Source organism: Stenotrophomonas sp. STEN225 (assembly GCF_056756445.1).
The window spans coordinates 63,269-87,688 of record NZ_JBRRBV010000018.1; the positions used below are offsets into that span (position 1 = coordinate 63,269).

At 66.5% G+C, this 24,420-nt stretch carries 24 protein-coding genes; 11 read left to right on the top strand and 13 right to left on the bottom strand.

Annotation, left to right across the window (positions count from 1 at the left end; translation table 11 throughout):
* Positions 1-57: 57 nt before the first annotated feature.
* Complete coding sequence (locus ACVOJ1_RS16165) at positions 58-1,236, bottom strand: sensor histidine kinase (protein WP_346480648.1); 1,179 nt, start codon at positions 1,234-1,236, stop codon at positions 58-60.
* 87 nt (positions 1,237-1,323) lie between these two features.
* Positions 1,324-2,019 carry a response regulator transcription factor gene (locus tag ACVOJ1_RS16170; protein ID WP_053518144.1) on the bottom strand — a complete coding sequence of 232 codons (696 nt, stop codon included), beginning with the start codon at positions 2,017-2,019 and terminating at the stop codon, positions 1,324-1,326.
* Between the two features lie 194 nt (positions 2,020-2,213).
* Between ACVOJ1_RS16170 and ACVOJ1_RS16175 the strand changes: the two genes are divergently transcribed.
* Positions 2,214-2,651 carry an NUDIX hydrolase gene (locus ACVOJ1_RS16175; RefSeq protein ID WP_346480643.1) on the top strand — a complete coding sequence of 146 codons (438 nt, stop codon included), beginning with the start codon at positions 2,214-2,216 and terminating at the stop codon, positions 2,649-2,651.
* Positions 2,652-2,658: 7 nt separating this feature from the next.
* Here ACVOJ1_RS16175 and ACVOJ1_RS16180 read toward each other — a convergent pair whose 3' ends face one another.
* On the bottom strand, positions 2,659-4,164 hold the full coding sequence (locus ACVOJ1_RS16180; protein WP_346480644.1) for a YifB family Mg chelatase-like AAA ATPase: 1,506 nt from the start codon (positions 4,162-4,164) through the stop codon (positions 2,659-2,661).
* A 273-nt stretch (positions 4,165-4,437) separates the two neighbouring features.
* Here ACVOJ1_RS16180 and ACVOJ1_RS16185 point away from each other — a divergent pair, with 273 nt between their 5' ends.
* The 3 genes from ACVOJ1_RS16185 (at position 4,438) to ACVOJ1_RS16195 (ending at position 9,127) form a co-directional block, all read left to right on the top strand.
* Positions 4,438-7,431, top strand: coding sequence for a TonB-dependent receptor (locus ACVOJ1_RS16185; RefSeq protein ID WP_346480645.1), 2,994 nt, complete (start codon positions 4,438-4,440; stop codon positions 7,429-7,431).
* Positions 7,432-7,986: 555 nt separating this feature from the next.
* Positions 7,987-8,589: a DUF998 domain-containing protein gene (locus tag ACVOJ1_RS16190; protein WP_197571361.1), complete on the top strand. Its 603-nt coding sequence runs from the start codon at positions 7,987-7,989 to the stop codon at positions 8,587-8,589.
* A gap of 103 nt (positions 8,590-8,692) precedes the next feature.
* Positions 8,693-9,127, top strand: coding sequence for a DUF4279 domain-containing protein (locus tag ACVOJ1_RS16195; protein ID WP_277381164.1), 435 nt, complete (start codon positions 8,693-8,695; stop codon positions 9,125-9,127).
* A gap of 4 nt (positions 9,128-9,131) precedes the next feature.
* Here ACVOJ1_RS16195 and arr read toward each other — a convergent pair whose 3' ends face one another.
* Entirely contained in the window at positions 9,132-9,566 is a 435-nt protein-coding gene (gene arr / locus ACVOJ1_RS16200; protein ID WP_074900061.1) for an NAD(+)--rifampin ADP-ribosyltransferase, read from the bottom strand.
* Positions 9,567-9,691: 125 nt separating this feature from the next.
* Positions 9,692-9,943, bottom strand: coding sequence for a ubiquinone biosynthesis accessory factor UbiK (gene ubiK, locus ACVOJ1_RS16205; protein WP_053518135.1), 252 nt, complete (start codon positions 9,941-9,943; stop codon positions 9,692-9,694).
* A gap of 154 nt (positions 9,944-10,097) precedes the next feature.
* Here ubiK and ACVOJ1_RS16210 point away from each other — a divergent pair, with 154 nt between their 5' ends.
* Positions 10,098-10,436 (top strand): P-II family nitrogen regulator, encoded by a 339-nt coding sequence (locus ACVOJ1_RS16210; RefSeq protein ID WP_065174353.1) that lies wholly within the window; start codon positions 10,098-10,100, stop codon positions 10,434-10,436.
* 147 nt (positions 10,437-10,583) lie between these two features.
* Here ACVOJ1_RS16210 and ACVOJ1_RS16215 read toward each other — a convergent pair whose 3' ends face one another.
* Positions 10,584-11,243 (bottom strand): RIO1 family regulatory kinase/ATPase domain-containing protein, encoded by a 660-nt coding sequence (locus ACVOJ1_RS16215; RefSeq protein ID WP_053518133.1) that lies wholly within the window; start codon positions 11,241-11,243, stop codon positions 10,584-10,586.
* A 447-nt stretch (positions 11,244-11,690) separates the two neighbouring features.
* Between ACVOJ1_RS16215 and ACVOJ1_RS16220 the strand changes: the two genes are divergently transcribed.
* On the top strand, positions 11,691-12,596 hold the full coding sequence (locus tag ACVOJ1_RS16220; RefSeq protein WP_053520375.1) for an aspartyl/asparaginyl beta-hydroxylase domain-containing protein: 906 nt from the start codon (positions 11,691-11,693) through the stop codon (positions 12,594-12,596).
* A gap of 77 nt (positions 12,597-12,673) precedes the next feature.
* Here ACVOJ1_RS16220 and speE read toward each other — a convergent pair whose 3' ends face one another.
* Positions 12,674-13,528, bottom strand: coding sequence for a polyamine aminopropyltransferase (gene speE, locus ACVOJ1_RS16225; protein WP_053520374.1), 855 nt, complete (start codon positions 13,526-13,528; stop codon positions 12,674-12,676).
* 206 nt (positions 13,529-13,734) lie between these two features.
* Between speE and speA the strand changes: the two genes are divergently transcribed.
* The gene (speA, locus tag ACVOJ1_RS16230; protein ID WP_053520373.1) at positions 13,735-15,624 is read left to right on the top strand and encodes an arginine decarboxylase; all 1,890 of its coding nucleotides are present in this window, start codon (positions 13,735-13,737) and stop codon (positions 15,622-15,624) included.
* A gap of 43 nt (positions 15,625-15,667) precedes the next feature.
* Positions 15,668-15,988, top strand: a complete 321-nt coding sequence (locus ACVOJ1_RS16235) for a DUF6122 family protein (RefSeq protein WP_065174355.1) — start codon at positions 15,668-15,670, stop codon at positions 15,986-15,988.
* A gap of 27 nt (positions 15,989-16,015) precedes the next feature.
* Here ACVOJ1_RS16235 and ACVOJ1_RS16240 read toward each other — a convergent pair whose 3' ends face one another.
* From ACVOJ1_RS16240 to ACVOJ1_RS16250, 3 genes are read right to left on the bottom strand one after another with little or no spacing between them, the layout of a single operon-like run.
* The gene (locus ACVOJ1_RS16240; RefSeq protein WP_197572272.1) at positions 16,016-17,359 is read right to left on the bottom strand and encodes a sensor histidine kinase; all 1,344 of its coding nucleotides are present in this window, start codon (positions 17,357-17,359) and stop codon (positions 16,016-16,018) included.
* On the bottom strand, positions 17,356-18,015 hold the full coding sequence (locus tag ACVOJ1_RS16245; protein WP_053520370.1) for a response regulator transcription factor: 660 nt from the start codon (positions 18,013-18,015) through the stop codon (positions 17,356-17,358). The genes ACVOJ1_RS16240 and ACVOJ1_RS16245 overlap by 4 nt, the downstream gene beginning before the upstream one ends.
* Positions 18,015-18,305: a PepSY domain-containing protein gene (locus ACVOJ1_RS16250; RefSeq protein ID WP_053520369.1), complete on the bottom strand. Its 291-nt coding sequence runs from the start codon at positions 18,303-18,305 to the stop codon at positions 18,015-18,017. Before ACVOJ1_RS16250 ends, ACVOJ1_RS16245 begins: the two co-directional genes overlap by 1 nt.
* A gap of 147 nt (positions 18,306-18,452) precedes the next feature.
* Between ACVOJ1_RS16250 and ACVOJ1_RS16255 the strand changes: the two genes are divergently transcribed.
* Positions 18,453-18,887 (top strand): PepSY domain-containing protein, encoded by a 435-nt coding sequence (locus ACVOJ1_RS16255; protein ID WP_262218987.1) that lies wholly within the window; start codon positions 18,453-18,455, stop codon positions 18,885-18,887.
* A 76-nt stretch (positions 18,888-18,963) separates the two neighbouring features.
* Here ACVOJ1_RS16255 and ACVOJ1_RS16260 read toward each other — a convergent pair whose 3' ends face one another.
* The 3 genes from ACVOJ1_RS16260 to ACVOJ1_RS16270 form a co-directional block, all read right to left on the bottom strand.
* Positions 18,964-19,446 (bottom strand): hypothetical protein, encoded by a 483-nt coding sequence (locus ACVOJ1_RS16260; RefSeq protein ID WP_346480646.1) that lies wholly within the window; start codon positions 19,444-19,446, stop codon positions 18,964-18,966.
* A gap of 125 nt (positions 19,447-19,571) precedes the next feature.
* Positions 19,572-20,780, bottom strand: coding sequence for an NAD(P)/FAD-dependent oxidoreductase (locus ACVOJ1_RS16265; protein WP_065181517.1), 1,209 nt, complete (start codon positions 20,778-20,780; stop codon positions 19,572-19,574).
* A gap of 9 nt (positions 20,781-20,789) precedes the next feature.
* Positions 20,790-21,284: a lipocalin family protein gene (locus ACVOJ1_RS16270; RefSeq protein ID WP_053520408.1), complete on the bottom strand. Its 495-nt coding sequence runs from the start codon at positions 21,282-21,284 to the stop codon at positions 20,790-20,792.
* 182 nt (positions 21,285-21,466) lie between these two features.
* Here ACVOJ1_RS16270 and ACVOJ1_RS16275 point away from each other — a divergent pair, with 182 nt between their 5' ends.
* Both ACVOJ1_RS16275 and ACVOJ1_RS16280 read left to right on the top strand, forming a co-directional pair.
* A complete protein-coding gene (locus ACVOJ1_RS16275) occupies positions 21,467-21,715 on the top strand; it encodes a hypothetical protein (RefSeq protein ID WP_053520409.1) in 249 nt (82 codons plus the stop codon).
* A 140-nt stretch (positions 21,716-21,855) separates the two neighbouring features.
* On the top strand, positions 21,856-24,249 hold the full coding sequence (locus ACVOJ1_RS16280) for a DUF3772 domain-containing protein (RefSeq protein WP_262219057.1): 2,394 nt from the start codon (positions 21,856-21,858) through the stop codon (positions 24,247-24,249).
* Positions 24,250-24,420: the final 171 nt, after the last annotated feature.

Here is a 24,420-nt window from a genome sequence, read left to right on the forward strand (position 1 = left end):
TGACCTGCCTCTCCATGAAAAGGTGGCCAGAATGTGGCGGGCAATGTCAGCAAAGTGTCAGGCACGCGCTTGCGGCGAGGACAGGTGAAGCAGGAATCGGCACCCCTGAGCAGATGTCTCCACCTTCATCTGCCACCCAAGGTGCTCTACCACGCGCTGCACGATGGACAGCCCCAGCCCTTCGCCATCCTGGCGTGCGCTGGGAAGGAACCTGCTGAACTGGGCAGGGTCGATGGTCGGGGGCAGGCCCGGACCGGTGTCGGCGATGGCCAGCTCGCCCTCCCGCAGGGCGATGCGGACCTCGCCCTTGTCGGTGTACTGGCAGGCGTTGCGCAGCAGATTCCACACGACGCAATGCGCCAGCTCCGCATGGGTGACCACAGTGACCTCCTCTGGTGCATCCAGCCGCAGTGTCACGGGCTTCCCTGCGAGCCAGGGTGCACAGCGTGCCATGCACTCCTGGACAATGGCACGCAACGGGACGTCGGTCAGAGAAAGGCTCGCAGGGGATCTGGAGAGCAGCAGCAGGCAGGTCAGCTGGCGCTGCATCTCCTGTGTGGTCCGCAGGATGCGGTCGGCGCTGGGCAGCAGATGGCTGTCGGGCGGCAACTGGTGAAGCAGTGTCTCGGCCGCGCCAGCGATGATGGCCAAGGGCGTACGCAGCTCGTGGCTGGCGTCTCCGGCAAAGCACCGCTCGCGGTGCAGGAACCGCTCCAGCTCATCGCTATGCTGGGCAAAGGCACGCGCAAGAACGCCGATTTCGTCGCGCGCGTCCTGGTACGGGAACGGCTTGGATGTGCGCTGCACCGCCTCGGAAAGTCGGGTGATCGGAGCGATGACGTGGGCCGACGTCAGTCGCCCGATCCAGTAGGCGCACAGTACGCAGGTCAGGATGACCAGTGCGGCGAAGGCATTGATCAGGTGTTCAAGGTAGGCATAGTGCTCGCCGTCCTGGAGCAGGTAGTAGCGCTTGCGCTCGACGTCGAACACCCGCAGGTGCCACTCGTTGGGTGCGGGCTCGCCGTGGTAACCGGGACCATACTGGCGCAGCACGGTCGGCACGTTCTCCTCGTCATAGAGCTGACTGTCATGCGTGACCACGCGTGGTGATCCAAGGCGGATCGCATCCTCCAGCCTGCGTACCTCGCCATCCTGCGCCCGTGAGACCGCCGAGGCGCGTACCTCGTCATAGTCGACGAGCTCGACCACGGCGATGAAGCACATGGCTCCGGCCATCAGCAGCACGAAGGAGACCGTGATGCGCGTCCGCAGCGACATCCGTTGATAGATCGACGTCCACGCCGTCGGTCCTGTCGGCATGACCTACTCCGGTTGCCCGGGCGCGGGGTTGGAAAGACGCCAGCCTACGCTGTGTACCGTTGCGATGAGCGGGTAGTCGAAGCGCCGATCCACCTGCAGGCGCAACTCGTGGATATGCGTTCGCAACGCGCCACTGTCAGGCGGCTCGTCACCCCAGATCAGGTACTCCATCTCCTGCTTGCGCACGACGGCCGGCGCCGCCCGCACCAGTGAAACGAGCAGTTTGTGGGCCGTCGGCGTAAGGCTGATCGCCTTGCCGCACCGCCATGCCTGCGGCGAGCGCGTATCCACCTGCAGCTCCTGCCACGCGATCACCGTGTCCACCTGCCGGCCCTGGGCTCGACGTACCAGGGCCTTGATGCGGGCATCCAGCTCGGCCAGTGAGAACGGCTTGACCAGGTAATCATCCGCGCCCAGGGCAAGGCCCTGCACCCGGTCGTCCACCTGGTCGCGCGCGGTGAGCATCAGGATCGGTATGGGGTTCTGGAACTCCTGCCGAAGCCTGTGGCACAGCGTCATCCCATCGAGGCGGGGCAGCATCAGGTCCAGCAGAACGGCGTCATAGTCGTTCTCCGTCGCGCGGCGCAGCCCGCTGGCGCCGTCCCGCGCATCGTCCAGCACGTAGCCCAGTGGTTCCAGGAACGCGTACAGATTGGCTACCAGCTCGGGATTGTCTTCAATGATGAGCAGGCGTGTCATGGGCCGCGCGCATGAGGAGACATGAAGCCCGAACTTTGGCCGATCCACCGACGTTTGCCAAGCCTCGTCGCCCGTTCCGCCAAGGGCCCGCACGCCATGACTGCGGCATGAAGCAGCTGCGCATGTTCTTTTTCATCTCTTGAGCTTTCGCCTATCGTGTGCGGTCCAGCGGGCATCGACAGACGGAGGAAATCATGGAGACCAGACGATCCGCGCGCCTGGTGATCGTCGATGAAGACGGAAGGCTTCTGTTGTTCCGGTACCACGACGAACACCACGCGCCCTTCTGGGCGACCCCGGGCGGTGAACTTCTGCCGGGCGAGAGCTATCTGGACGCGGCGCGGCGCGAGCTCCGGGAAGAAACCGGACTGAACCTGCAGATCGGCAGGCTCGTTGAGGAAAGGGACGCCGTCTATGCGGTCGCCCGTTCGACACCCGCGCGATGGCTGGAGACGTATTTTCTGGTTCACGCTCCCGAACAGCCAGCCATTCGACGTGACGGCTGGACAGAAGAGGAGAACGCCACGATCACGGACTGGAAGTGGTGGCGCGCAGAGGAAATGAGAGAGCAGCCTGCCTGCGTGTTCAAGCCGGAATGGCTGCCGGCATTGCTGGAGCGGTTGCGGTCATGACGCAGCATCACTGGCTCGCCTTCCCCCGATCCAGCTGCCGATAGCCAATCGCCTCGGCCAGATGTGCGGTCTGGATGTTCTCGCACCCGGCCAGATCGGCAATCGTGCGTGCCACGCGCAGAATGCGGTGCATCGCGCGCGCTGACAGCTGCAGGCGCTCGATGGCATGTTCCAGAAGGTCCTGGTCGGCCTCGCCCAACCGCGTGCACGCGCGCAGCGCAGCGGGCGGCAGATGCGCATTGAGTCCCCCGCGCATCTGCTGCCGCGCATGCGCAGCCTCCACCCGCCCGCGCACCGCATCACTGGGCTCGCCCAGCGGCGTGCTCTCACGCAGCTCCACCGCATCCATGCGCGTCACCGCGATGTGCAGGTCGATGCGGTCCAGCAACGGGCCGGAGACTCGGGCGCGATAGCGGGTAATCCGCTCATCGGTGCACAGGCAACGGTTGCTGCGGTCGCCGGCCCAACCGCAGGGGCAGGGGTTCATCGCCGCGACCAGCTGGAACCGCGCCGGAAACATCACGCTGCGTGCAGCGCGGGCGATGCGGATGTGGCCCGATTCCAGCGGCTCGCGCAGGGTCTCCAGCGCGCTCCGGTTCCACTCGGGAAGTTCGTCCAGGAACAGCACCCCATGGTGCGCCAGTGATATCTCGCCGGGGCAGGGCGGATTGCCGCCGCCCACCAGTGCCGCAGCACTGGCGCTGTGGTGTGGCGCGCGGAACGGTCGTTGTCGCCATCGCTTCGGGTCCAGCCCTTCGCCGCTGACCGAGGCGATGGCCGCCAGCTGCAAGGCATCGATCTCGGTGGACGCTGGCAGCAGCCCGGGCAGGCGTGAAGCAAGCAGGGTCTTGCCACAACCGGGGCTGCCGATCAGCAGCAGATGGTGCCCGCCGGCCGCAGCCACTTCCAGCGCGCGCCGTGCATGCACCTGCCCGCGCACATCGGCCAGATCCGGCAGCGGCGGGGGCATGGTGTCCACCCGCTCAACCTGCGGCAGCAGGCGCGGATTGCCCAACCCGGCGCAGCATTCCAGCAACGTGCGGGCCACGCGCACGTCGGCGTGTTCGGCCAGCGCCGATTCGGCCGCATTCCCCGGTGGGACCACCAGGATGCGGCCCGCTTCGGCCGCCGCGATGGCGGCGGGCAGCGCGCCTGCAACCGGGCGCAGCTCGCCGGTCAGGCCCAGCTCGCCCAGGAACTCGTACGGCAGCAGCGACTGCGGCGGGATCTGGCCACTGGCGGCAAGAATGCCCAGGGCGATGGCCAGATCGTAGCGCCCGCCTTCCTTGGGCAGATCGGCGGGCGCCAGGTTCAGGGTGATGCGCCGTTGCGGGAAATCAAAGCGCGCGCAGAGCAGCGCCGCACGTACGCGTTCGCGCGACTCGCGCACGCTGGTTTCGGCCAGGCCGACGATCTGGGTGGCGGGCAGGCCACCGGAAAGATGTACTTCCACCCGCACCAGCGGGGCCTCGACCCCGGCGCGGGCACGGCTGTAGACCAGGGCCAGGCTCATGTGTGCTTCCTGCAGAGAGAGAGGCTCGATGGTGCGGCCGTCACTCTGTCCGTCGCCATCAGGCATTGCTGGCCAGGCGCCTAGGGCTTTCCTGCGTGGCACGAGGAGGGGGGGGAGGCACCGACGCGCGCGCGGCTCGGTATGACCGTCGGCCAAAAGCAGATAACCACTGAGCATTTCTGCATTGGGGCGCGGGCGGGGTTAATGAATGTGCGATGTCTGGTCCACCGATTGCGGCTGGCATTGCTTCCCCCACTACCCGTACAGCCCACGATGACGACAGCTCGTTCTTCACTGCGCCCGCGATTGCTGGCGTTGGCGGTGTTGCTTGCCACCGCGTCTCCCACACTTCATGCACAGTCCACCACCGGCGCGATCGCCGGACAGGCGCCGGCCACCGCCCAGCGCATCTTCGTTCGCAGCGATACCGGCCTCACCCGCGAGGTGACGGTCGATGGGCGAGGCCGCTTTACCGCCGGCCAGCTGCCACTGGGCCGCTACGTGGTGGAAGCACGCGATGCCGAAGGGAACGTGCTGCAGACCCGCGAGGGCATTTCGCTGACGGTAGGCGCCAGTACCGAGGTGTCCTTCGCTGACGTCACCCGGCTGGACGGTGTGCAGGTCAGCGCCGACCGGGCCGCGGCTGCGATCGATGTCAGCAGCGTGGACTCGCGCACGGTGATCACGGCCGAGCAGCTGCAGCGCCTGCCACTGGGTCGCTCGGCCGAGGCGATCGCGCAGCTTGCGCCCGGGGTCAACGGCAACAGTGGCAATGGCACCTATGCCGGCCCGACCGGTGCACAGCTGGTGAGCTTCGGCGGTTCGTCCGCTGCCGAGAACGCCTACTACATCAATGGCTTCAACAGCACCGATCCACTGCGCGGTCTGGGTGGCCTCACGCTGCCCTACGGCAGCATCGACCAGCAGGAAATCTACACCGGTGGCTACAGCGCCAAGTACGGCCGTTCCGATGGCGGCGTCATCAATGCGGTGGGCAAGCGCGGCACCAATCAGTGGCGATTCGGTGGCCAGGTCACCTGGGAACCAGCGTCCACGCGCTCGGACAAGGACGATGTGCGTTACCCGGGCAATGGCGCGCTGTATTCACCGGAAAGCCAGGACCGCGAGTGGGTGACCACGCAGAGCATCTACGCCGGTGGCCCGCTCCTGGAAGACCGGCTGTTCTTCTTCGGCTCGTACGAGCTCGAGCGCCGTGAGGGCACCGACGTCAAGAATGTGGAGGCGACCAATGCTTACTCCCGCTATGAGTACGACCGCCCGCGCTGGTACGCCAAGCTGGACTGGAACATCACCGACAACCACCTGCTGGAACTGACCGGAGCCTCCAGCCGCAATGTCTTCCGGGGCGATAGCTTCGCTTACGACTACGACACGCTCACCCGCGGTGCGCAGCGTGGCAAGGAAGACACCACCAAGACCGGTGGCGACCTGTGGACGGCCAAGTACACCGGCTACCTGACCGACCGGCTTACCGTCAGCGCGCAGTATGGCGAAATGCGTACCGATGACTACATCGGCAACCCGGCCTACGACGGCAGCCTGACCTACATCAGCAGCGCCACGCTGCAGAATCCGGCGCTGAACGGTGGTACGCCGATCACCAATGCGCAGACCACGTCGCTGCTGGTCAACCCGGATCGCGGCAACCGCACCAACAACCTGCGACTGGATGCGAACTACAGATGGGGCAACCACAGCATCACGGTCGGCATCGACAACCAGAATGCCCGTGCGCTCAACCGTGGCTCGGTGGCCTCCGCCGACGGTTACTACTGGATCTATGGCCAGTCCAACCCGAACGTGCCCCTCAATACCGGCCTGGGCGTGCCGGCCACCGGCGGCATCCGCAATGGTGAGGACGGTTATTACGTGCGCCAGTACATCTACAGCGCACTGGCGTCGGTACGCGCCTCGCAGCGGGCGCAGTACGTCGAGGACAACTGGCAGGTGACCGACCGCCTGCTGTTGAACCTGGGCCTGCGCCTGGATCAGTTCACCAACTACAACCGCGATGGCGACGCCTACATCAAGCAGACCAGCGGGCAGTGGGCGCCGCGGCTGGGCTTCAGCTGGGACGTCGACGGCGACGGGCGCTTCAAGGTGTTCGGCAACGCGGGTCGCTACTACCTCGCGCTGCCGCTCAACCCGGCCTTCAACGCGGCGGGCGCGACGCTGGCCACCTCGACGTACTACACCTATGGCGGCATCGACAGCAACGGTTATCCAACCGACCTCACCGCGTTCTCCGGCGCTGTGTCGGCCAACAACTACTACGGCGTGCTGCCCGATCCGAAGACGGTGGCGACCTCCGGCATCGAGCCGTCCTACCAGGACGAGTTCATCCTGGGCTTCAGCAGGGCGCTCGGCCAGAACTGGGTGTACGGCGCGAAGGCGACCTATCGGGTGCTGCGCAGCGGCGTGGATGACTACTGCGATATTGGCGCGGTGCTGGCCAAGGCCGACAGCCTGGGGTATGACGTCACCAAGGACAGCAATCCGGTCAGCTGCTGGCTGATCAATCCTGGCCGCGCGAACACCTTCAATCTGGTCGATACCAGCGGCAACTACGTAAGCGTGCCGCTGACCAATGCCGAGATGGGCTTCCCCAGGTTCAAGCGCAACTACTACGCGGTGAACCTGTCGCTGGAGCACCCGTTTGATGGCCGCTGGTATGGCCGGGCGGACTACACGTGGTCGCGCAGCTATGGCACCACCGAAGGCCAGCTGCTGTCGGGCATCGGCCAGACGGCGGTGTCGACCACGCAGGCCTGGGATTACGCGCAGCTGATGGAACACACCAACGGGCCGCAGAGCAACGACCACACCCACCAGTTCAAGCTGCATGGTTACTACCAGTTGACGCCGGAATGGCTGGTCTCGGCCAACCTCAAGGTGATTTCCGGCGCGCCGTTCAGCGCATTGGGTTCGTATGGCCCGAACTTCGAAGACCCTTCCGGCTACGGCATTGCCTACCACTTCTACAACGGCCAGCCCGCGCCTCCGGGCAGCCAGGGGCGGCTGCCCTGGCTGAAACAGCTGGATCTGGGAGTCTCCTACCGGCCTTCGGTGGCGGCTGGGCGACTGGGCTTCAACCTGGATGTGTTCAACGTATTCAACAGCCAGGTGGCGTTGTGGAAATCGCCGTACTCCGAGTTGGATCCGGGGCAGCCGGACCCGCTGTACGGCGCAGCGACGGTACGGCAGGCACCGCGCTCGCTGCGCGTCAGCGTGAGCTACGACTACTGAGGGAATGCGCCGGCACGGGCGGGCATAAGCTGCCACCAGTAGGGGGGCGGACGATGCGTGGCTCGAAAACCGGGTTGTGTTGGGCCGGCGGGCACGAGGCCCCCACGCACCGCCCGCCATGGCCGGCAGGCGGAGACTTCATCACAACGGCGGGTTTTCGAGGCCCGGCCACCGATGCAGGGTGGCCGGGCAACAATTACCTGCCGTTGTGGGGAGTGCCAAGGGATCGGGGCCAATGCGGCCAGGCCCGAGACGTTTCTGGCATTGTCGTACAGGGAGGAGTGGCGCGAGAGGCTTGAACGGCGGGGCTTTCGGTACTTCTGCGACGGCCCCGTCAGATTCGTCTGTTGGAGGGAGAAGAGTGCGTTGATTGCGACAGCGTGCGGCGCGCGTCTGCGAAGGTGCGAGTGACTTTCCACCTATTGACCGTCCAGCGCGCCACGCCGAGTCTGACTGCCGCGGCAGGCACCTGGACGTGGCTGCCCGCAGTACGAGAAGGCGGTGGTGTTTGAATGGATTCGCCGCCCCCGCAGACCCCGACAAGGATCATTGCAGATGTTGCGTCACAGCCGACCTCTTCTTTTCGCGGGTCTGATACCCCTGCCATGGTTCCTGTTCTGGACCACCGTTGCTGCGATGCTCGCACCCGGTTACAACCCGATTGCACAGCACGCCAGCGAGCTGCTGCAGGCACCCGTGCTCGCAAGCCTGTGCGGACGGATCGCCGCCATCGGCTGCGGGCTGGGGTTCGTACTGTTTGCCATCGCGCTATGGCGGGAATCCGGTCGCCGGATCGCCGTGGGTGCCGCCTGCTGGATGATCTTTGGCGTCTCCATGTTGACCAATGGGCTCTGGCCCATGGGTCATCCGATGCACGGCTTCTACGCCATCGGTATCGCGAACATCATTGCGCCGGCGATGTCGCATATCGAACTGAGGGCCTGGTCGGCCAACCGAAGGGCCTATGCCGTGACTGCCGTGGTGAGCATCGCGGCAGTGGTCTATCTATGGTTGAACCTGGTGGGCGCGGATCCGCAGGGTTTCAGGGGACTCACCCAGCGCCTGTTCTCTTCCATCAACTCCCTGTGGCCCTTCCTGGTCGCGCTGTACCTGCTGCGCAGGGGGCCAAGTGCACTACAGACGCAGCCCGCGCATTGATGGACAGGCGTGCAGGCACGGGGCAATCGCGCAGGTCCGATCAAGGCTGACATTGACGGGACGCGCATACTGAAAGACATTCCGAAAAGACGACCCGACTTCAATGGCAGCATTCGATCATTCCCTGGTAACGCTTCGATTTTTCGGCGACGACCTTCTGCCGGATGAGATCAGTGCCCTGCTGGGGGCGGCTCCAACCGCCTCGCATCACAAGGGCCAGGAACTTGGAGGCAGCCACTCGGGCGTCGTGCGTATCGCCAGGACCGGAAGCTGGCGAATGGCCGCGATGCGTCGTGAGCCTGAAGATCTGGAGGCTCAGATTTTTGAGATCCTTGATCAGCTCACCGGAGATCCCGCCATATGGAAGTCGCTGGCACGGTTCCGGCCTGACCTGTTCTGCGGCCTTTTCATGGGCAGCAGCAATGATGGTGTCTCGCTTTCGCCCAAGGTCCTGCTCGCCCTGGGAGAGCGCGGCATCGAGCTCGGCCTTGACATCTACGATGCCGATGAAGATGTGCGCAACGCTCAGCACCAATAGACCATCAGTTGATGATCTCGCCACTCCCCGATGCGACGAATTCCCTCAACTGCCGGATGAAGTCCGCATCGTAGGGTTCCCACTCGGTGATCTCACCGACAATCCGCAGCGGCTGCGCACTGCGATACGACCGCGTCGGGTTCCCGGGAAACTTCTTGTTGGTGACGTTCGGGTCGTCCTCGAACGGCCCGGTCGGTGCCACCACGTACACACGCGGCCGCCCCTCGCCCCGGGCCATCTCCGCGGCCAGCCCGGCACCTTTGGCAATCGTGGTGAAGTAGATGTGGTTCATCACCACGCCATCGCGATAGTTGGAGCCGTAGCCGGCAACCAGCAGATCGCCCGTGGCCAGGTCGGCCCGGGTGCCGTGATAGAACGGCCCGGCGACCTGATCGCAGGTGTCCTGCGAAACGGGTGTCCATTCGGTGTCCTGCGTCATCGCGATACCCCCAGGTTGTCCTGCCGGATCGACAGGCCGGCGAGTCTAGGGGGCCAGGTGGGCCTTGCTGCAAGGCCCCATCCGGGAAATAATCTGTAAGTGGGAGGCGCAGCGCGCCTCCTTTTTCATTCTGCGGCGCGGCGCCCTTCCAGCTCGCGCACCGCTGTTTCCAGCGCATCCAGCTTCTGGCGGGTCTTCAGCAGCACCGCGCGCTGCACTTCAAATTCCTCGCGCGTGACCAGATCGAGCTTGGCCAGGCCAGCCTGCAGCGCGCTCTTGAAGGTGGCCTGCAGTTCCTCGCGTGATTCGCGCAGGCCCGGCGGCACCAGGTCGCTGAGGCGGCGGGCGAGGTCATCGATTTGGTTCAGGTCGATCATGGGGTGCTCCGTGGGTGGCGCCCGCGCATCAGGCGCGGGCAGGCCGTTCAGCCACAAGGATACTGCCGGCGCGCGCTGCCCGGACAGGCAGCCGCGGCGTCGCACCGGGCGCGTTCAGGCGCTATCCTCCACGCCGGAAGACAGGAGATCGACGATGAAGATGGTCATGGCGGTGATCAAGCCGTTCAAGCTCGACGACGTGCGCGAAGCGATGGCCGAGCGTGGCGTCACCGGCATCACGGTGACGGAGGTCAAGGGCTTCGGCCGCCAGAAGGGGCATACCGAGCTGTACCGTGGCGCCGAGTACGTGGTCGACTTCCTGCCGAAGGTGAAGCTGGAAGTGGCGGTGACCGATGACCAGGTGGAGGCGGTGGTGGAAGCCATCGTCAAGGCGGCCGGTACCGGCAAGATCGGCGACGGCAAGGTATTCGTGTATGACCTGGGCAGCGTGGTGCGTATCCGTACCGGCGAGCTGGACGCAGACGCGCTGTAAGCCGTCCGGCGGGATGTTGTAGAGCCGAGCCGATGCTCGGCTGCCCTTCCGCCGTCATGTAGAGTCGAGCTTGCTCGACTCTACAAAGAGCAGCCGAGCATGGGCTCGGCTCTACAAGGAGCGGTAAAGCGGTGAGCGGAGCGACGCTTACCGGCGCTTCGCCCACTTATAGAACCGCTTCCAGCCCTGGCGCACTGCGGCCACCCAGCCGGGGTCGGCCACCAGGGCGGCCTGGGTGGCGCTGGGCGCCTGCCCGGTCACGCGCTGGCGGATCTTCAGCAGGTTCTTCATGTCGCTGCGGCGCATCTGCCGGGTCAGCGGATTGCGGCGCAGCCAGCGCGGTGCGCGCCAGGCCGAGGTGAAGTCAAGCAGCACCGGTACGCCGCCGCTGACCACCACGTTGGTGCCGTGCAGATCGTTATGGGTGATGCCGGCCGCATGCAGGCGGCTGAGTGCGTGCTGCAGCTGCTCGAACACTTCATTGCCGACTGCCTGGGCGGTGCTGAGGGTCTGGCCGGGAATGAACTCCATGCCCAGTGCCAGGCCTCCCAGTGTTCCCAGCAGCGCCGGCGCGTGCTTCCAGCCGCCCAGGCGCTGCAGCATGCGCGCTTCACGGCGCACCATCAGGCGTGCGACCAGCGACAGCGGCGTGCCGCGATAGCGGGAGTAGTCCTTGATGACGGCCTCGCGGCCATCCAGGCAGGTGCGATAGACATCGGGGGCCAGCAGGCGTTCGCCACGCTTGAGCAGCAGGGGCGTGGTGGCGTCATCGCCGCAGGTCTGGCAGGGGGAGGCAGGAAGGGGCATGGCGGGGTCTCGGACGACCCGGTGGGCGGCGCTGAAGCGTCAAGCGAACCGGTGAGGCGGGGGAAACTGGCTAAACTTTCGTTAAGTCAATTTTAGTACCGGCAAGTTCGCTAATCCACGTTCTGTCGGAGAAATGTCGGGGCCGTGGCTGGAACAGTTCGTCGCGCACGGGCGGACAATTTCGTCTCACTTCTCGGCTTGGGGCATTGAAAATCAATAAGTTGAAGAAGAAATCCACCCGTTCAGCCAAGCGCCGCTGAACATGGCGCACGTGTGGCTTGACCCCGGCGCACGGCCTGCCGACCATAAGCTGTTCATCCGCGACATCGGCGGCCGCCCCGTTCCGGCACGTCCCCGTCCCCTGCCGCGTTGCCACCGATGCCGGCCGCCTGCGCCGTGCATCGCCCCCTGATTCCCGTTCCGGCTGCCGCCGGAGGAAAGTTTTTGATGATCAAGATCGTACTGGCAGTGCTGTTCGTGGCCTGCGTGCTGTACATCCACTTCCGTGGCAAGGTCCGCGCGCGCTGGTCGCGCCAGCTGCTGGACCACTCCAGTTTCATGGCCCCGATCAACGTGGTCATGTACATGTTCTCGAAGGTGCCGACCACGCCGTTTCTGGACCCGGGCAAGGAGTTCCCGCAGCTGGAACCCCTGCGCCAGAACTGGCAGATGATCCGTGACGAGGCGCTGGCGCTGCGCGATGCGCAGAAGATCGCTGCGTCCAGCAGTTTCAACGATGCGGGCTTCAACTCGTTCTTCCGCCGTGGCTGGAAGCGCTTCTACCTGCGCTGGTACGGCCCCTCGCACCCGTCGGCGAAGACGCTGTGCCCGAAGACCGTGGCCCTGATCGAGTCGATTCCGGATGTTCGCGCAGCGATGTTCGCGCAGCTGCCGCCGGGCAGCGAGCTGCGTCCGCACCGCGATCCGTTCGCCGGTTCGCTGCGCCTGCACCTGGGCCTGAGCACCCCCAACGATGATGCCTGCTACATCGAAGTGGACGGCATCCGGAAGAGCTGGCGCGACGGCGAGTGGATGATGTTCGACGAAACCTACATCCACCACGCGCATAACGAGACCGAGCAGGACCGAGTGATCCTGTTCTGCGACATCGCGCGCCCGCTGCGCTTCGGCCTGCCGGGCCTGTTCAACCGTGCGGTGGCCGCCACGCTGCTGGCCGGTGGCGCTTCGCCGAACCTGCCAGGTGATCCGACCGGGGGTGTCAACAAGGCATTCGGCAGCCTGTACAAGGTGCGCCTGAAGGCCAAGGCGCTGCGCGAGCGCAGCGTGGTGGCCTACCAGGTCATCAAGTGGGGCCTGGTGGCGGCGGTGATTGCCGGAATCTGGGCGCTGTAAGCGAAACGCCGGGCATCGCCCGGCGTTGCCTGCAAATGAAAAACCCGCGCTGCTGCCAGCGCGGGTTTTTTGTTGGATCAGCTCTTCAGTGCCGCCTGCACGAACGGCGGGGTCACCAGCACGCCGGTGTGCAGCGCGGCGGTGTAGTACAGGGTCGTGAAGGTCTTGGCGGCCGAATCGGCCTGGCGGAAGTCGAAGCTGCTGTCGCCCTTGCGCGCCATGGTCACGCTCCACCAGCCGGTCGGGTAGCACGGCTGCGGGAACGGCAGGGTCTTGAACGAACCGAAGCCGGCCTTGCCCATCTCGGTACGCATCTCGTTGATCAGTTCCAGCTGCATCAGCGGCGATTCGGACTGCTGAACCAGGATGCCATCGTCCTTCAGCGCCTTGAAGCAGCTCTCGTAGAAGGCCTTGTTGAACAGGCCTTCGCCCGGGCCGACCGGGTCGGTGGAGTCCACGATCACCACGTCCACGCTGCCGGCCGGGCAGTTGGCCATGTAGGCCACACCGTCGTCGAACAGCAGTTCGGCGCGCGGATCGTCGTTGGAGTCGCACAGCTCCGGGAAGTGCTTGCGCGCCATCACCGTGACCTGCTCGTCGATGTCGCACTGGGTCACGCTCTCCACGCCCTTGTGCTTGAGCACTTCGCGCAGGGTGCCGCAGTCGCCGCCACCGATGATCACCACGCGCTTGGGGGCGGCGTGGGTGAACAGCACCGGGTGGCTGATCATCTCGTGATAGAAGAAGTTGTCCTTGCTGGTCAGCATGATGGCGCCATCGATGGTCATCAGGTTGCCCCAGTCGGTGGTCTGGAAGATCTCGATCTTCTGGAAGGGCGACTGCACCTCGTCCAGCTTGCCGGTGATGCGGTAGCCGATGGCCGAGCCGGTGCGCTCGAAATGCTCGATGTACCAGTTGTTGCTGTCAGTCATGGGACGTGTCCTTCTGGGGTCCTGTTCGGAGGGGGTAGAGCCGGGTTGGCGGCACGGGGCCGCGTGGCGCAAGCCACATCCGGACGGATCGGCCTGTTCAGGTCCGGCAGGAGCCGGGTCACGGGCGCGGGCGCGCATGATAACGAACCTGTGGGCATATAGGCGTTATCATGCCCCCCCTTTTATTGCCAACAAGGCCGACTGAAATGACCGATTGGTCCCTCGACCAAGCCCGCAAGACCTACTCGATCCCGCATTGGGCGGATGGTTACTTCGACGTGGATCAGGCCGGGCACATGGTGGTGAGACCGACCGGGGCGGACGGCCCGGTGGTGTCGCTGCCCAAGGTGGTGGACGCCGCCCGCGAGGCGGGCGCCAAGCTGCCACTGCTGGTGCGCTTCCCGGACATCCTCGGCCAGCGCCTGGGCAAGCTGCAGGCGGCATTCGCCCAGGCCCAGCAGGACTGGGATTACGCGGGTGGTTACACCGCGGTGTACCCGATCAAGGTCAACCAGCACCGCGGCGTGGCCGGTACCCTGGCCAGCCACCACGGCGAGGGCTTCGGCCTGGAAGCGGGCAGCAAGCCGGAGCTGATGGCGGTGCTGGCACTGTCGCGCCCGGGCGGCCTGATCGTCTGCAACGGCTACAAGGACCGTGAGTACATCCGCCTGGCCCTGATCGGTCGCAAGCTGGGCCTGCAGACCTTCATCGTCATCGAGAAGCCGTCCGAGCTGAAGCTGGTGCTGGAAGAGTCCAAGGCGCTGGACGTGAAGCCCGGCCTGGGCGTGCGCATGCGGCTGGCGTCGCTGGGCGCCGGCAAGTGGCAGAACAGCGGGGGCGACAAGGCCAAGTTCGGCCTGTCCCCGCGCCAGCTGCTGGACCTGTGGAAGTCGCTGCGCGATACCGAGTACGCCGATTGCCTGAGCCTGCTGCACTTCCATATGGGCTCGCAGATCTCCAACGTGCGCGACATCGCCAACGGCATGCGCGAAGCCACCCGCTACTTCGTTGAACTGTCGCAGCTGGGCGCGAAGATCACCCATGTGGACGTGGGCGGCGGCCTGGGCGTGGATTACGAAGGCACCCGGTCGCGCAGCTTCTGCTCGATCAACTACGGCTTGAATTCGTATGCCAGCAACATCGTGCAGCCGCTGGCCAACGCCTGCGAAGAGCACGGCCTGCCCCCCCCGCGCATCGTTACCGAGTGCGGCCGTGCGATGACCGCGCACCATGCAGTGCTGATCGCGAATGTGTCCGAAGTGGAACAGGCGCAGGAAGGCCGCGTGCCGGACCAGCACGATGACGAGCCGGCTTCGATCCGTCATCTGCGCGAGATCCACGAGGAACTGGACGTGCGCCCGGCGGTGGAACTGTTCCAGGAGGCGCAGCACTTCCATGCCGAAGGCCTGTCCAGCTACGCGCTGGGCCAGATCGACCTGCCGCAGCGTGCGCGCATCGACGACCTGTTCTACGCCATCGCCCACGGCGTGCGTGCGCGCCTGAGCTATGACGAGAAGAGCCACCGTCCGGCGCTGGATGAACTGAACGAGCGCCTGGTCGACAAGTACTTCGTCAACTTCAGCGTGTTCGAATCGATTCCCGACGCGTGGGCCATCGACCAGGTGTTCCCGATCGTGCCGATCGAGCGGCTGGACGAAGTGCCGGACCGTCGCGGCATCATTGCCGACATGACCTGCGACTCGGACGGCATGGTCAAGACCTATGTCGAGAACGAGAGCCTGGACAGTTCGCTGCCGCTGCACGCGATCAAGCACGGCGAGAGCTACCGCATCGGCTTCTTCATGGTCGGTGCCTACCAGGAGATCCTGGGCGACATCCACAATCTGTTCGGTGACACCGACGCGGTGGAAGTGGTGGCCGATGCGGACGGCTACGCGATCACCCAGCAGCGTCGTGGCGACACCACCGACGTGATGCTGGACTACGTGGGCTACCGGCTGGACGACCTGCGCGCGGCCTATGCCCAGCGCGTGGCTGCCGCCGGGCTGTCGCCGGAGCGTGCGCAGGAACTGTCGCAGGCGCTGGAGGCGGGCCTGACCGGCTACACCTACCTGTCCGACGAGCCGCTGGTCTGATGCCTGCGGCCACGCCGGGCATGGCCCGGCGCTACCGGTCCTGATGAGCGCCCGCGCGATCTTCCACCTGTTCCTGCATGCCGCCGTGCCAGCCCTGCTGGCATGGCTGTTCTGGCGCAAGCGCTTTGCGTCGGCGTGGTTGCTGATGCTGCTGGGCTGGATCATCGACCTCGACCATCTGCTGGCCGATCCGATCTACGCGCCGAACCGCTGCAGCATCGGCTTCCACCCGTTGCACACCGCGCCGGCGATCGCGGTGTACGCCGGGCTGTGCGTGCCGAAGAAGACCCGTCTGGTGGGCATCGGCCTGGTGATCCACATCGTGCTCGACGCCATCGACTGCTGGTGGATGCATCACCGCTGAGGCGGGTCGTGCAGCGCCGGGGCGGCTCTACCGGGGAGGCGGGGCGTCCGTCGGGGCCAGCGGCAGTTCCAGCCGTGCGCGCAGTCCCGGGTTCTCGTTGGAAAGGCGCAGTGAGCCGCCGTGGCTGGCGGCGATCTCCGCGGCGATCGCAAGGCCCAGGCCGCTGCCTTCCACCCGTTCGTCCAGGCGTACGCCACGCTGCAGGACACTCTCCAGCTTGGCTTCGTCCAGCCCCGGGCCGTCGTCGCGCACTTCGATATGCAGCCGGTCCTGTTTGGCCAGGGCCCGCAGGCGTACTTCGCTGGCGGCCCATTTGCCGGCGTTGTCCAGCAGGTTGCCCAGCATCTCCTCCAGGTCGGTGGCTGCGCCGGCGAAGGCCAGCCCGTGTGCCACGTCCATCTGGAAGCGGATGCGGCGGCCGGCATGCACGCGGGTCATCAATCGGCACAATGCCTCCACCGCGGGCGCCACATCGCTGCGCTGGTGGTGGTCCACGGCCAGGCCGGCGGCCAGGTAGCGGTCGATGCTCGCACGCATGCGCGCGCCCTGTTCGTGCACCGTGCGCCGCCAGCCGCGTCCTTCACCCTCCGCTTCGGCCGCCAACACGCTCAGCGGCGTCTTCAGCGCATGCGCCAGGTCCTCGGCGCTGCTGCGCGCGCGCGCGACCATGCGCTGGTGGTGATCGAGCAGGGCATCGAGCTCATCGGCCAGCGGCGCGATCTCCAGATCCAGCCGGCTGCGGTCGATGCGCTCGGCATCGCCACGGCGGATGCGTTCCAGCTGCTGGCCCAGGCCGCGTAGTGGGCGCAGGCCGAAATGCACCTGGCTGGCCAGCACCGCCAGCCATGCCGCGACCAGCAGGCCCAGCGCCAGCGCGCTGCGCTGACGGAAGGCGGCGGTGTCCGCGTCCAGCGCGCTGCGATCATGGGCAACCAGCGCAATGTAGGGCTGCGATGCACGTGGCAGGCGTACCTGCTGCACACGGGCACGCAGCGATTGCTGCATCGGCCCGCTCAGATTGCGCTCGGCCGGGCCGGTGGCTGTGACCGGCAGGGTCTGGTCCCACAGCGAGCGCGACTGCAGCAGCACCTTGCCGTTGTGGTCGGTGATCTGCCAGTAGGCGCCGGAGAACACACGCTGGAAGCGCGCGTCGTTGGGTTCCTGGCGCAGCCGCAGCTGTCCGTCGGGATCGATCTCCGCCTGCGCGAGCAGAGTCAGCATGTCCTGCTGCAACTCGCCGTCAAGACGGTCGCGCGCGCTGCGCTTGAACAGCTCGCCCAGCAGCACGCTGGCCAGCACCGACACCAGCACCAGGCCGATGCCCCCCACCAGCAGCAGCCGCCGCCGCAATGAAGGCTGGCGCGCGCTCATGCCTCGGCCAGCCGCCAACCCTGGCCACGCACGGTATGGATCAGTTCCACGCCCAGCTTGCGCCGCACCCGGCCAAGCAGCACGTCCAGCGCGTTCGAGTCCGGATCGTAACCGCCTTCGAAGACCTGTTCGCCGAGGCGGTCGCGGCTGATCACGCGGCCGGCGTGATGGATGAAGTAACTCAGTACGCGGAACTCCTGGGGACTCAGCGGCAACGGTTGCCCGTCCAGTTCAAAGCGACCGGCGTTGACGTCAAGCTGCAGGGGGCCGCACTGCAGGCGCGGGCTGGCGTGGCCCCGGCTGCGGCGGATCAGGGCACGCAGGCGCAGCACCAGTTCATCGGCCTGGAACGGTTTGGTCAGGTAGTCATCGGCGCCTGCATCGAAGCCGGCCAGCTTGTCGTGCCAGCGGCTGCGTGCGGTCAGCACCAGCACCGGAAAATCGCGGCCATGGGCACGCCAGCGCTCGATCACGCTCAGTCCATCCAGGCCGGGCAGGCCAAGATCGACGACCGCGGCATGCAGGTCCTCGATCTGGCCGATCTCTTCCGCACGACGGCCATCGGTGGCCACATCGACCACGTAGCCGGCCTGCTCCAGCAGGGGCTGCAGGCGTTTGGCCAGCTCGGTGTCATCCTCGGCAAGCAGGATCCGCATCAGTCGTCCAGTTCCATCTTCAACAACGTCCCGTTGCGCGCATCATAGTCCAGCTCCACCACTGCGCCGTCGTCACGCAGGATCTCCACCTCGTACACCGCGTCGTCCAACTCCACCTCCAGCAGTTGGCCGGGCTGGCGCCTGAGCGCGTCGCGCACCACCTGTTCCAGGGGCACGTAACGGCCCTGCTGCACGGCGCGGCGCGCGACCTGCTGCGCCGGGTCCGGCGCAGGGCCGGCAGCGGAGCCCGGAGTGGCCAGGGCCAGCAGCAGGGGCAGGGAGACCAGCATCGGTGACGGATCCTCGGGCGATGGCGACAGGCGCGAGCATGGCACCGCCGACTAACAGCCGACTAACGATGGCCGCTAAGGGGCTGTTAGCCGACCGCGGCATCGTGGTGCTGCCGGAATGGTCCGGCCACGAACAGGAGAACTCCCATGCTGAAGTCGCTCACCCTCGCCACCGTCGCCGTGCTGGCCATCGCTCCGGCCGCGCACGCTGCACCGCTGGGCATGGCCCAGGCCGAGCAGGCCCTGCGCAAGGCCGGCTACACCCAGATCCACGAGATCGAACGCGATGACGGCCTGTGGGAAGCCGACGTCAGCCGCGCCGATGGCCGCTTCAGCGAGGTCTACGTGGACCCGAAGACCGGCGAGATCTTCGATGAGCACAACGGCCGCGCGCTGCTGCCGACCGAGCAGGTGCTGGCCAAGGCACAGTCGCAGGGCCTGCGCGAGATCCACTCGCTGGAGCGCGATGGCGCCACCTGGTCGCTGGAAGCGCGCAATGCCCGCAACCACAAGGTCGAGGTGCGCCTGAGCGGCTATGACGGCCGCATCCTGCACAGCGAACGCGACGGCTGGCTGGATTGAGCGCCTCGGGCAGCGCCGGGCCATGCCCGGCGGCCTGATGCATGCGCTGCGCTCGCCGGGCATGGCCCGGCGCTGCTTACCAGCCGTAGGGCGGCGGGTAGTCCCAGTAGCCGGGGCCGCGACCGTAGTAGCCGCCATACGGGCCGAAGAAGCCCGGGCCCTCGCCTTCGCTGACGTGGATGTTGAGGTTCACCCCGCGGGTCTTGCCCTCGTCGGTGGTGTAGTTCTTGCTCAGATTCAGCGTGGCGGCGTTGTAGTGGCTGTTGCCACCCCGCTTGGAGTACCCGATGCCGGTGGTGAAACTGCCGGAGACCTTCACCTTGTCGTCCTGCACGTCGGCGACGCGGGCATCGTCGTGCACGCGCGGGCCACTCTTGTCACCGTAGTAGGTGCCCGGCGGGTCCTGCTGCAACGTCGGATCGTTGAGGTAACGCATCGGCGCCTGCGGCAATGTCAGGTCCAACCCGGATGCCTGCGGTGCGGTGGCGCCGGCAGCGGACTGGGCGAGCACGGTCCCGGGCAGGGCCAGGCACAACAGCAGGGTCAGGGGGCGGATCATCTTGGCGCTCCAGCGGACAGGGACCACGCCACACGCGGCGTTACAGGCCGACGCTAGCAGGGCGTGCTTGAATGATGCCTGTCGGCGCCGGATTGGGGTAGAGCCGGGCCATGCCCGGCTGCAGGTCACAGCCGCCCGAACCCGAACAGCTCCGCCAGCGGATGCTTGCGCCGCTCGATGCGGGCCCGCAGCAGCTGTGCGCCGATCATGGAATAGGTGATGCCATTGCCGCCGTAGGCCATTGCCAGGTGCACGCGCGGCCCCCACTGTTCATGCGGGCCGAAGAACGGCAATCCGTCGGCGGTCTCGGCGAAGGTACCGGCCCATGAGAATGCTGGTACCGGGTCGAGCTTGGGGAACCAGTGCAGCAGTTGCTTCATGAGCTTGTCTGCCTTGCCTTCCACCCGCCGGTCGCGCCGTGCCGGAATGTCGATGGCATCGTCCAGCCCGCCCACCAGCAGGCGACGGTCGCCGGTAGCCCGCAGGTACAGATAGGGGCGCGCGCTTTCCCACACCATCGTGCGCTGCAGGGGGCCCAGCACCGCGGCATCGACAGGGTCGGTGATGAAGGCATAGCTGCTGCGGTTGCGTGCGACGCGCTGCGAAAGCCAGCGCTGGTTGGCGTATCCCATCGCCAGCACCACGTGGCCTGCGCGGATCGTCGCGCCTGATTCGGTCTGGGCGGTTACGCCCCGTGTGCCTGGCGTCAGCGTGTGCAGCACGGTGCGATCGTGAATGTGGCCGCCGCGCTGGCGCACCCGCTTCAGCAATCCATAGGTGAGGCAGTAAGGGTCGACCCGCGCTGCCTGCCGGGTCAGCAATGCGCCGCCGGCGTCCACATCGAAGCGCTCCGCCAGCGCCTCCGGGCCCAGCCAGCGGGCGTCCAGGCCGGCGCTGCGGCGTGCCTGGCCCTCGGCCATGAGGCGGGGCACGTCGCGGTGGCGACTGGCCAGGTACAGGCTGTCCATGCGCCGGAAGTCCACGTCCTTCAGGCCACGCGCCACTTCGCCCAGTGCCGGGATCGCCTCGGCACAGGCCCGGTAGGCCAGCGTGGCCGCGTCGTGGCCATAGCGCTGGGCCAGTTCCAGCAGATGGGTGTCGATCTCGTACTGCAGCAGCGCGGTGCTGGCGGCGGTGCTGCCCCAACCGATGTCGCGCTGCTCGATCAGGGCGACATCGTGACCGTGACCTGACAGCTCATCGGCGATCAGTGCGCCGGTGATGCCGCCGCCGACCACCAGCACATCGCAGCGCAGGTCGCCCTCCAGCGGGGGAAATGCCTGGATCAGGCCATTGCGTACGGCCCACCAGGGATAGCCACTTTTCAGGTCCATGGTGATGGGTCAGGCGGTGGGATGGCCGGTGTGCGGCGTGTGGATCAGTTCGGACAGATCGAAGCCCTGCAGCCGCGCCGTGGCCAGATAATGGTCCCGCACGGTGGCGTCCAGCTTCGGCTCGCGTGCCAGCAGCCACAGGTAGCGGCGATCGGGGCTGCCAACCAGCGACACGCTGTAGTCCGGAGCGATCTGGATGACCCAGTAGTCGCCCTTGGCGAAGGGCAGCCAGCGCAGGCCCTTGGGCAGGAAGCTCACTTCCAGGCGCGCGCTGTCGTTGTCGACGGGGCAGGCTTCGCCGCTGGCCTCCTCGACCTGGCCGTCCATGCGGCAGCGGTTGTGGACGCTGACGTTGCCGTTGTCGAGCAGGCTGTAGTGCGCCGAGACATCGGTGCAGCCTTCCGGCTCGTGGCGCATGGGCAGGCGCGCGATCTCATACCAGGTGCCCAGGTAGCGGGGCAGCTTGAGGTCGGCGACGGTCTTCAGTGGCAGCTGTTCGGTCATCGGCAGGCGCAGCGGGAACGGGCCTCCACGATGCCGACGGCCTCGCCACGAGCGGGTGAAGCCGGAGCGATGGCGGTGTCCAGAACATCGCGTCGCCGCGGCGTCATTCCCGCTGTCATCGGCGCGGCGGTATCCTGCCGCCAGCGCCGGGTGTTCCGATCCAACCTGAAGTGGAGGTGCCGATGTACCAGGTGATCCTGTTGAAGAGTGAAACCGCGTTCGCGCGCGAGCAATGGCCGCAGGTCGACGATCTGGTGGACTATGAGGGCGTCAGCTACAGCCTGCGCGCCGGTCCGCGCCAGCCGCTGCCGACCGACCACGACTGGCCTCCGGTGGCGGTGTACGCCCCGGACGAAATCACCGAGGAAGAGTTCCAGGACTGGTATGCGCTGCAGCAGCCGACGGTGGAGGAGCTGCGGTTGAAGTACTGAACCGCGGGGGCGGGTGCTGCGGGCGGGGCCGCCCCGGGCATCCGACCTTGACCGGTCGTGCCGTATAGTCGCGCGCAGGCGCGGTGGTCCGCGCGAACCGGTGTGCATCTGGCGTGTCTTCCTTCCTGCAATCGATCCGCATGCGCGGGCCCTGGCTGGGCCTGCTGCTGGGTGCCGTCCTTCTGCTGTCCGCGCCGGTGCTCGCGCAGAACGAGGCGCCTACGCCGAAGCAGCAGCTGGCACAGATTGACAGCGCGCTGAAGGAGATCGACCGCAAGCGTGACGACGCCGAAGCCACCGAAACACTCGGCACGCTTTCAGAGAACGCCTCGAAGGCCAAGCGGGATGCCGAGGCGCTGGAAAAGTCCCTGCAGCCACAGCTGGACCAGCTCAAAGAGCAGCTGGCCCAGCTGGGTGAAGCGCCGCAGGGCACCACCGAGCCCCCCGACCTGGCCGCGCAGCGACGTACGCTCAGCCGCGAGAGCGATGCCCTGGCCGCCTCGGTGGCCCAAGCCAAAGCCATCGCGGTGCGTGCCCAGCAGTTGAGTGCGGACATCGACAAGCAACGTTCCGCGCAGATCAGCGAGGAACTGGGCCGCAAGGTCGATTCACCGCTGTCGCCGTCGCTCTGGCGGCAGGTGGCCGATCAGCTTCCCGATGACATCGCCCGCGTGCGCCCGTTGGCGCAACAGGGGCGTGACACCCTGGCCAAGGCCATCGACACCCACGGCTGGGGCACCCTGCTGCTCGGCCTGGCCGGAGCACTGGTGATGATGTTCCCGCTGCGCCTGTGGCTGCGCGCGCTGGGGCGCCGGTTTGCCGCCTCGGAACGCGCGCCGGACGGCCGCCTGCGCCGTTCCGGCCTGGCCATGTGGCTGCTGCTGGTGGGCACCCTGCTGCCGGGCTATGCGGTGGTGGTGCTGGTGGCTTCGCTGAATGCCATTGGCGGCATCGCCCCGCGCCTGCAGAACGTGGCCGATGGCCTGGTGGCGGCGACCTTCGCTGCGGCCTTCATCGCCGCGCTCAGCGCGTGCCTGCTGATGCCCAGGCGCCCCTCCTGGCGGCTGCTGAACCTGGATGACACCGCCGCGCTGAAGCTGCGCAAGTACGCCTGGGGTGCCGCTGCGCTGGCCTGGCTGAGCAACGTGCTGGTGGCCATTGACCGTGCCACCCGCACCAGCGACGTGACCACGGTGGCACTGGATGGCGTGATTGCGCTGACCTACCTCGGCCTGATCATGGCCATGCTGGTGACCCTGGCACGCCTGCACCGGCGGCAGACGGCCGAAGCCGAAGCGAAGCTGGAAGCGCAGGCCGATGGTCTCGGCGCACAGCAGCCGGTGCGCCGCAGCAGTTGGTTGGTACTGGCGCGCGTGGCTGGCAACATCGCGGTGGTGGCGGCGATCATCGCCACGCTGCTGGGCTATGTGAACTTCGCCAAGTTCGTGAACCAGCAGTTGATCGGCGGCAGCATCGTGGTGCTGGCAGCCACACTGCTGTTCAAGTTCGTCGATGATTTCTGCACCTGGCTGTTGAACGCCGACAGCAAGGTTGGCCAGACCATCCTGCTCAGCACCGGCCTGAGCGTCTCCAGGCTGGAGCAGGCCGGCGTGCTGCTGTCGGCGGTGCTGCGCACCTTCGTGGTCCTGATCGCGCTGCTGGCACTGGCCGCGCCCTTCGGCAATGTCGGCTCGATCGTGGAGCGCTTCGCGTCGCTGGCCAATGGCATTCCCATCGCCAAGGACCTTACGCTGGAGCCGGGCCGCATCGTACTGGCCATCGGCGTGCTGCTGGCCGGGCTGGGGGTGATGCAGGTGGTGCAGCGCTGGCTGGCCGACACCTACCTGCCCAAGACCGAACTGGATCTGGGCGCGCGCAATTCAATCAGCACCGTCGCCCGCTATCTTGGCATCATCATCGCAGTACTGTGGGCCCTGACGGTGATGGGACTGAACCTGCAGAAGCTGGCGCTGCTGGTCAGTGCGTTGTCGGTGGGTATTGGTTTCGGCCTGCAGGCGATCACCCAGAATTTTGTTTCCGGCCTGATCCTGCTGGCCGAGCGACCGGTGAAGATCGGTGACTGGGTGAAGCTGGGTGACCAGGAAGGCGACATCCGCCGCATCAATGTGCGCTCGACCGAGATCCAGGTGGGCGACAAGTCCACGTTGATCGTGCCCAACTCGGAGCTGATCACCAAGACCATCCGCAACATGACGATGGGCAACAACCAGGGCCGCATCCAGATCCAGTTCGCGGTACCGACCAGCACCGACGTCGCCGGCCTGCGGCAGGCCATGCTGGATGCCTATGGCGCGCACACCAGCGTGCTGCAGACGCCCGCGCCGACGGTGTACATCGACGGCATTGCCGGCGGCCAGATCACCATCAACAGCTTCGCCTACGTGGCCAGCCCACGGCAGGTGTACGGCACCCGCAGCGATCTGTATTTCAGTCTGTTGCAGATCCTGGCGGAGCGGAACATTCCGCTGTCCACGCCAACGGACATCCACATCACCCGCGACCCCCAGGAGTAGGGGATTCCCGGCAGGGCTGCGCCCTGCACCTGCCGAGGCCGGAGCAACAGCAACAGCAACACCAAGCATTCCATGGGATGGCGGGGTGGGTCCGGTTGCGGGGGCCGCTGCAAGTACGTCCATGTAAGCTCGGTCGCCGCATCCATGCGGCTCACGCCCCCGCAACCGGAC